Source organism: Pseudonocardia nigra (assembly GCF_019396355.1).
In the GTDB taxonomy this organism is placed as follows: domain Bacteria; phylum Actinomycetota; class Actinomycetes; order Mycobacteriales; family Pseudonocardiaceae; genus Pseudonocardia; species Pseudonocardia nigra.
Genome location: NZ_JAHKRK010000032.1, coordinates 42517 through 50886 on the forward strand (window position 1 = coordinate 42517; position 8370 = coordinate 50886).

Sequence of the window (8370 nt, forward strand, 5' to 3'; positions counted from 1 at the left end):
CCCCTCGGAGCGACAGCTACCCGGGTGACGCAACGGGTCCGAGGACGCCACGAGCGACCGGAGGAGACGCGATGGAACCACGACGCAGCCGGCTCCGGCGGGCCGGACGAACGGCACCGGCCCTGCCGGCCGCGGCACTCGTCGTCCTGCTCGGCGGCTGTTCCGGGGCGGGCGCGGCGGTAGCCGTGCCGTCCGGCGCCGTGCAGCCGACCCCGCCGCCGGTGGTGGTCCCCGGGGCCCCCGGCGAACCCGCGAGGGTCATGCCGGGCGAGGAGGCCGCGGCGCTGCTGCCCGACGCCGCGCCCACCGAGGCCGACATCCGGTTCCTGCAGCGGATGATCCCGCACCACCAGCAGGCCCTCGACATGGCGGCGCTGGCCCCCGGGCGGGTGGCCGACCCGGCGGTCGCCGCGATCGCCGACCGCATCCGGGCGGCGCAGGGCCCCGAGATCGCGGTCATGCAGTCCTTGCTCGCCGAGCACGGGCACGCCGGACATTCCGGCCACGGCGGGCACGACCACGCGGACATGCCCGGCATGGCCACCGAGGCACAGCTCGCGGAGCTCGCGGCGGCGAGCGGCCCGGCGTTCGACCGGCTCTTCCTCACGCTGATGATTGCCCACCACGAGGGCGCGCTCACGATGGTGGAGGAGCTGCTCACGGGCGGCCGCGACATCCGGGTGGGCGAGCTGGCCCAGGGCATCGCGGTCACGCAGGCGACGGAGATCGAGCGGATGCGGGCGCTGCTCCCCGAGTGACGCCTGGGCCGACCCGAGGGAGGCCCGCTCTGTCCTCCAGACCCTCTGGGCGCGTCGCCGAAGGGGTGCGGCCGGTGCGCATCGCACGCCGGCCCGCTCATTCGGCTGCTACCTCGCTTTCGGGTCCTCATCCGCTTGCTGCTGCGCCATGTGCGCGACTGTGGCGAGGAGGCATGGCCAGCGGCCGCCCGGGGTGCCGTAGCCGGGCACCCGACAGCCCCGGCAGCGCCCGCCGCCGTCGTGGACGTGTTCGGCGAGCAAGCGGGCACGCATGTCGGGCCAGCGGGTGGCGAGGAGCTCGACAAGGAGCGACGAGGCGTTCTCGCCTGCGGGTCTGGAGTCCACGGCATCTGACTGTGCGCGCCCGCCGTGCTCAGCTGGAGGGCACCGGAGGAGCAGCCAGGGGCAACCAGGGGCAGGCACCCCAGATGCACGTTGCAACCGTCGGCAGAACCCTAAGATCGCCGGGTCGAAACGGAAGGGGACGCGTGTCGGGGGAGAACAACAGCGCGCTCCGCGCGGCGCGCGAGCGAATGCCGTCGCGGCGTGCGCCGGGCGAACACATGACCCGCGCGGAACTCGCCGACGCGGTGAACCGGTACCTATGGGACACCACCGGCTGCCGTTAGGAGTTGGACGATCATCTGATCGGAAGGAGCGGGGTGTTGTCCGCTACCCGATCCGGGAATACCGCGCCGCGCTGCGGGCCGTGCTCGGCGCGGACACCGACGCGGAGCTAGGTTTCCGGGCTCCGGCGCGCCAAGTCGCCACCAGTGCGACCGGCACCCCGCCCACGAGTGCACCGTGGACGCGAGGCACGATCGTGGCCGATGCGACGACAGTGGTGGAGTGGGACGTGGTGAACCGGCGGGACGCGCTGCGGGCCGCGGCGATCGCCGGGGCCAGCCTGCTCGGGCCACTGACTCCCTGGCTCGAACCGCTCGCGGCCGGGCCGCTGTCCGCGCGGCGCGGCGCGTTCGCTCTCGCCGAGGTCGAAGCCGTCGAACGCGTGGTCGGCATGTTCCGGAACTGGGACAAGCCGGGATCGGGATTGGGCCGCACGGCTGTGGTGGGCCAACTGTCCGATGTGGCCGAACGTCTCCGGGACGCACCGGACGGCCCGCTCACCGTCCGGATGTTCCTCGCCGCCGCGGAATTGGCGAAGATCGCCGCGTCGATGGCGTTCGACGAGGGTTCGCACCGGATCGCCCAACAGCACTACTTCACCGCCGCGCGACTGGCGAAAGCAGGCGACCACACCTCGTACGGAGCGGTCGTGCTTGCCTCCCTCGCCCGGCAATCGTTCGAACTCGGCGTCGCCGACGACGGGTTGGAGATCGTTCTCATGGTGGAGCGCGCGACGCGGGACACGGCGACCCCGGCGCTTCGGTCGCTCCTGGCGACCCGTGAAGCTTGGGGGCACGCGCAGCGCGGCAGCGTCTATGCGTTTCAACGGGCGGTGGACACCGCAGTGCAGTCCCACGAGGACATCGACCCCGGCAACGAGCCGCGCTGGCTGCACAGCCTCGACGGCGCGGAACTCGCCGGAACGATCGGTGGCCGCTACCGCGAGCTTGCCCGGCACGATCCCCGCCAGGCCGCGCACGCCGCCGAGTATCTCGGGCGGGCCCTCGCGCTGCGCGACCCGGCCAGGGCGCGCCTTCGGGCGTTCGATCTCGTGTCGCTCGCGCGGGTGCACCTGTTCACCGGGGACCCCGAACAGGCTGCCGCGACCGTGCGGAACGCGCTGCCGTTCGTGGATCCACAACGCCCCGGTCGCGTCGGGCGGAAACTGATCGACTGGCGCCGGGAAGCGGCGACGTACGCGTCCGTTCCGGCCATCCGGGAGTCGCGGGACGATATCGCCGCCGTCACGACGGCCTGAACGGAAACGGAGTGCTGCCCGTGCGCATCGGAATCACCGGACACATGAACCTCACGCCCGCTTCGGTGCCGATCGTCGCTGCCGAGCTGCGCAAGGTGCTCGCCGAATACGGGGAACCGCTCGTCGGCGTGAGCTGTCTCGCGCGCGGAGCCGACCAGGTGTTCGCGCGCGCGGTACTCGAGCTGGGTGGCCGGCTGGACGTTGTCCTGCCCGCCGCGGACTACCGGGAACGCAAAGTCAAGCCGGACAACCGCGAGGAGTTCGAGGTCCTGATCGGGCAGGCCGACAATGTGCGCGTGCTGCCGTTCGAGACGTCGAACCGTGACGCGTACGTCGCAGCCAACGAAGCGGTGCTCACGACCGTGGACGTGCTCGTCGCGGTGTGGGACGGCGCGCCCCCGGACGGCAAGGGCGGCACGGGGGACACGGTGCAGGCGGCGCGCGGCCGCGGCGTGTCGGTCACCGTCGTGTGGCCCGATGGGGCGCATCGCAGCTGACCCCCGGGCTTATCGGCCGCGACCTGGGAACAGGCGGGCGACCATGCACGCCGAACGGTGGCGGTGCCCACCGCCGGAGGTGCGCATGGCCACCAGCGGATATGCACGGTCGGGGAAGAGGCCGTCAGGCGTCCAGGGCAGCCAGGGCCGTCTGCACCCGCTCGCGGAAGTCCGCGACCCTCGCCAGCTTGATGTCCTCGTAGCCGCGGACGACGTCGGGCAGCTCGGCCAGCTCCACCACCGCGTCCGCCGTGGCGGCGTCGAGGTGGGCGAGCGCGGCCCGCACGGCACCCTGGTACTCGCCCACGAGCTCGCGCTCGACGCGGCGCACGTGCGCGTAGCCGAACACGTCGAGCGGCGTGCCGCGCAGCTTCCGGGCCGCCCGCAGCGCCCGGAACGCCGGGCCCGCCGTGCGCCGCAGCCGGATCTTGCGAGTCATCCCCATCGCCCGCAGCACCGGCGGGTGCAGCAGCACCGAGACCTGGGCGTCCGGGCCGAACTCGGCGTCGCGGCGGGCCTGCTCGACGGGGTCGAGGTGCAGCCGGGCGACCTCGTACTCGTCCTTGTAGGCCATCAGCTTGTGCAGGCCCGTGGCATAGGCGACGGCGACGCGCTCCCCCGCCTCCGCGCCCGCCCGCTCGGCGGCGATCACGGCGACCCGGCGCACCTCCTCGGCGTAGCGGCGCGCGTAGGCCTCGTCCTGGTAGCCGGCGAGGTCGGCGACGCGGGTGGCGAGCACGTCGGCGAGGGCACCGATCGCCCCCGTCGCGGACACGACCGATGCGGCAGCCGGGTCGACCTCGACGACGGCCCGGGCGGGCGTCGCGACGGCGGCGAGCACGGCGTCGCGGTCGACGACCGCGGCGCGGCCCCAGCGGAACGCCGCGAGGGTCTTCTCCACCGCCGCGCCGCCCCGCCGGATCGCCTCCTCCATCGCCTCGGCCGACACCGGCAGGCACCCGTGCTGGTAGGCGGCGCCGACGAGCAGCATGTTCGCCGGCATGTGGTCGCCGAACAGCGCCTCGGCGAGGGCCTGCGCATCGAGGTGCAGCGGGTCGCGGGTGACCGCGGCGATCCGCTCCAGCGCGTCCTCCGGGCCGCCGGGGAGGACGACCCGGCCGGTCACCATCGCCGCCGTCGGCACGATGGCGGTGTTCACCACGGCGACCGTGTGCCCGGGGCGCGCGGCCGAGAGGTTCGCCTCGGCGGCCGCGCCGAGCAGGTCGAACCCGACGAGGACGTCCGCGGTGGCGCGCGAGGCCCGCAACGCGCCGGTGACGGGCTGCTTGGCGATGCGGACGTCGGACACGACCGGGCCGCCCTTCTGCGCCATCCCGGTCTGCTCGAGCCCGGCCGCGTGCAGGCCGTCGAGGTGCGCGGCCATCTGCAGGATCTGCGAGACCGTCACCACGCCGGTGCCGCCGATGCCGGGCATCCGCAGGAGCACCTCGTCGCCACCCCGCCGCGGCTGCGGCTCGGGCAGCGCCACCGGCAGCGGCGGCACCTCCTTGCGGCGGCGGGATGCGCTGCCCGGCTCGACGAGCAGGAACGAGGGGCAGTCGCCCTTGAGACAGGAGAAGTCGGAGTTGCAGGAGGCCTGGTGGATGCGGGTCTTGCGACCGAACTCGGTGGCCACCGGCTGCACCGACAGGCAGGTGGAGACGTCCCCGCAGTCGCCGCAGCCCTCGCACACCCGCTCGTTCACCACGACCTTCTCGGCGGGCGTCGGCAGCTGCCCGCGCTTGCGCAGGCGGCGCTGCTCGGCGGCGCAGCGGTCGTCGTGGATCAGCACGGTGACCCCGTCCACGGCGGCGAGCTCGCGCTCGGCGTCGGCGAACTCGTCGCGGTGGCGAACGGTCGCGATGGGGTCCAGCCGAACGCCGCGGTAGGTCTGCGGTTCGTCGGTGGTGATGACCACGCGGCGCACGCCCTCGACCGCGAGCAGCCGGGTCAGCGCGGGCACGTCGAGCCTGCCCTCGGCGCGCTGCCCGCCGGTCATCGCCACGGCGTCGTTGTAGAGGAGCTTGTAGGTCATCGTCACGCCGGCGGCGACGGCGGCGCGGATCGCCAGCGACCCGGAGTGGTGGAAGGTGCCGTCGCCGAGGTTCTGCACGAAGTGCCGGTCGTCGGTGAACGCGGCCAGCCCGATCCACTGGGCCCCCTCGCCGCCCATCTGCGTGATCCCGACCTGGTTGCCCCGGCCCCCGCCGTCGAGCGCGACCATCGCGTGGCACCCGATGCCCACGCCGACCAGCGTGTCGTCGCCCGCGCGCGTGGAGGTGTTGTGCGGGCAGCCGGAGCAGAAGTACGGGGTGCGCGACGGGACGTCGCCGCCGAGCGTGGGCCCGGTGATCGTAGGTAGGGCGATGCGCGAGCGGCGCACCGGCGCGAGCGCCTCCACGTGCGCGGCCGCGGCCCGGGGCAGCCGGTCGGGCCCGATCCGGGCGGCGAGCGCGCGGGCCACGTCGTCGGCACCGAGGGTGCTGCGCGCGGTGAGCAGCGGCCTGCCGGTCCCGTCCCGCCTGCCGACGACCTCCGGCGCGCCCGGGCGGCGGTAGAGCGCCTGCTTGAGGTGCCCCTCGAGGAACGGGACCTTGTCCTCCACGACCAGCACCTCGTCGAGGCCGACGGTCAGCTCGGCCAGCGCGTCGGCGTCGACCGGGAAGGGCATTCCGAGCTTGATCAGCCGCAGGCCCAGCGCGTCCATCGCGGCCTCGTCGAGCCCCAGGTCGTCCAGTGCCCGCTGCACCACGGCGAACGCCGTGCCGGAGGCGAGCACTCCGAGGCGTGCCTGCCGGGCGCTGAACACGACGCGGTTCAGCCCAGCCGTGCGCGCGTAGTCGCGGGCGAGGTCGAGCCTGCGGGTGAGCATGTCGTGCTCGGCGTCGAGGGACGCGGTGCCGAGCAGCACGGGCGGCGCACCCCGCTCGACGCGCTGCGGGGCGGGGATGCCGTGGCGCAGCGCCCCGACGTCCACGGTGGCGGACGCGTCGGCGACGTCCGCGATGATCTTCAGGCCGGTCCACAGCCCGCTGGCCCGCGACAGCGCGACGGCGTGCAGCCCGTAGGTGACCACCTCGGCGACCGAGCCCGGGGCGAGCAGCGGCATCGAGAGGCTCTGGCACATCGGCTCGCACGAGCTGGGCACGGTCGAGGACTTGCTGCCCGGGTCGTCGCCGATGAGCGCGACGGCCCCGCCCAGCGGCGAGGTCCCGGACATGGTGGCGTGCCGGATCGCGTCGGCTGCCCGGTCGAGGCCGGGGTTCTTGCCGTACCAGAACCCGGCGACGCCGTCGTGCCGGCGCCCCGGCACCTGGCCGAGCAACTGCGTGCCCGCGACGGCGGTGGCGGCGAGCTCCTCGTTGAGCCCGGGGCGGAACACCACCCCGGCCGGGTCGAGGAACCGGCGCGCCCGGCCCATCTCCATGTCCAGCCCACCCAGCGGCGAGCCCTGGTAGCCGCTCACGAACACGCGCGTGTCGAGGCCGCGCCCCTCGTCGAGGCGCCGCTGCTCCAGCATCAGCCGGACCAGCGCCTGGATGCCGGACATCAGGACGCGGCCGCCGTCGGCGGCGTACTTGTCATCGAGCGTCACGGGTGTGGCGACGGTGCTCACGAAACCCCCTCTGGCGGGCCGGCCGGGTCGGGCAGAGGACACCGCGCGCCCGGCGGCTGACACAAGTGCCCCCCGCGAATCCGCCGGGAAGACGCAAGGATTTGTCGGCGTGACCCCGCTCGTGCGAGGTTGTTTGCGACCGGAGAGTACCGACGTCCCGTCCCAGGAGCCCGTGCCGTGCCCGACATCGACGCGACCGACCACGCCCTGTTGCGGCTGCTGCGGAGCGACGGGCGCCGCACCTACTCGGACATGGCGGGCGAGGTCGGTCTGTCGGTGGCGGCGGTGAAGCGCCGCGTCGACCGGCTGCAGGAGCTGGGTGTGATCACCGGCTTCACGGTCCAGGTCGACCACGCCAAGCTCGGCTGGACCATCGAGGCGTTCACGGAGCTGCGCTACGCGGGGACGACGCGGGTCGCGGACATCGTCCAGAGTGCGTCGGCCATCCCGGAGGTGCACGCCGTGTTCACGATCGCCGGTGACCCGGACGCGCTCATCCAGCTGAGGGTGCGCGACCTCGACCACCTCCAGCAGGCCATCGACCAGCTGCGCCGCACGGGCAACGTCGTCGGGACGAAGACGTTGATGGTGCTCGGCTCCTGGACCAGGGAGAGCTGAGCGGTCAGCGCGACTTCGGGTCCGCGTCGGGTTGTTCCTCGCGCCCGACCTGCTGGGCCGCCAGCTCCCCGGGGTCCGGGCGCCCGGTGTGGGCCTCGTGCCGGAACCGCTCCACCAGGTGCGGGTAGTGCAGCTCGAACGCCGGCCGTTCGGAGCGGATGCGGGGCAGCTCGGTGAAGTTGTGCCGCGGCGGCGGGCAGGTGGTGGCCCATTCCAGCGAGTTGCCGAACCCCCACGGGTCATCGGCGGTGGCCACGCGGCCGAAGCGGTAGCTGCGGAAGACGTTCCACAGGAACGGCAGGGTGGAGGCACCCAGCACGAACGCCCCGATCGAGGAGACCGCGTTGAGCACGGTGAACCCGTCGGTGGGCAGGTAGTCGACGTACCGCCGCGGCATGCCCTCGTTACCCACCCAGTGCTGCACCAGGAACGTCAGGTGGAACCCGACGAACGTGGTCCAGAAATGGACCTTGCCGAGGGTCTCGTCGAGGAACCGGCCGGTCATCTTGGGGAACCAGAAGTAGATCCCGGCGAAGGTGGCGAACACGATCGTGCCGAACAGCACGTAGTGGAAATGCGCCACCACGAAGTAGGTGTCGTTGACGTGGAAGTCCAGCGGTGGGGAGGCCAGCAGGATCCCGGTCAACCCGCCGAGCAGGAACGTCACCAGGAACCCGGCCGACCACAGCATCGGCGTCTCGAACGTGATCTTGCCCCGCCACATCGTGCCGATCCAGTTGACGAACTTGATCCCCGTCGGGATCGCGATCAGGAACGTGGTCAGGGAGAAGAACGCCAGCAGCACCGCCCCGGTGGCGAACATGTGGTGCGCCCAGACCACCGCGGACAGCCCGGTGATCGCGACGGTCGCGAAGATCATGGTGCGGTAGCCGAACAGGGGTTTGCGGCTGAACACCGGGATGACCTCGGTGATGATCCCGAAGAACGGCAACGCCACGATGTAGACCTCGGGGTGGCCGAAGAACCAGAACAGGT

General features: G+C 73.0%; 6 protein-coding genes. 4 read left to right on the plus strand and 2 right to left on the minus strand.

Annotation, left to right across the window (positions count from 1 at the left end; translation table 11 throughout):
- The first annotated feature begins 71 nt into the window (after positions 1-71).
- From KME75_RS11190 to KME75_RS11200, 3 genes are all read left to right on the plus strand, one after another.
- Positions 72-758 carry a DUF305 domain-containing protein gene (locus KME75_RS11190; RefSeq protein WP_219414528.1) on the plus strand — a complete coding sequence of 229 codons (687 nt, stop codon included), beginning with the start codon at positions 72-74 and terminating at the stop codon, positions 756-758.
- 604 nt (positions 759-1362) lie between these two features.
- Positions 1363-2643 (plus strand): NsdA family TPR-like regulatory protein, encoded by a 1281-nt coding sequence (locus KME75_RS11195; RefSeq protein ID WP_504739507.1) that lies wholly within the window; start codon positions 1363-1365, stop codon positions 2641-2643.
- A gap of 14 nt (positions 2644-2657) precedes the next feature.
- Entirely contained in the window at positions 2658-3140 is a 483-nt protein-coding gene (locus KME75_RS11200; RefSeq protein ID WP_219414539.1) for a hypothetical protein, read from the plus strand.
- 124 nt (positions 3141-3264) lie between these two features.
- Here KME75_RS11200 and KME75_RS11205 read toward each other — a convergent pair whose 3' ends face one another.
- On the minus strand, positions 3265-6756 hold the full coding sequence (locus tag KME75_RS11205) for an indolepyruvate ferredoxin oxidoreductase family protein (protein ID WP_219414530.1): 3492 nt from the start codon (positions 6754-6756) through the stop codon (positions 3265-3267).
- Between the two features lie 177 nt (positions 6757-6933).
- Between KME75_RS11205 and KME75_RS11210 the strand changes: the two genes are divergently transcribed.
- A complete protein-coding gene (locus KME75_RS11210) occupies positions 6934-7374 on the plus strand; it encodes an Lrp/AsnC family transcriptional regulator (RefSeq protein WP_219414531.1) in 441 nt (146 codons plus the stop codon).
- A gap of 4 nt (positions 7375-7378) precedes the next feature.
- Here the strand turns inward: KME75_RS11210 and KME75_RS11215 are convergent.
- Positions 7379-8370, minus strand: a 992-nt coding sequence (locus KME75_RS11215) for a cytochrome c oxidase subunit I (RefSeq protein WP_219414532.1), incomplete at its 5' end; no start/stop codon positions are given.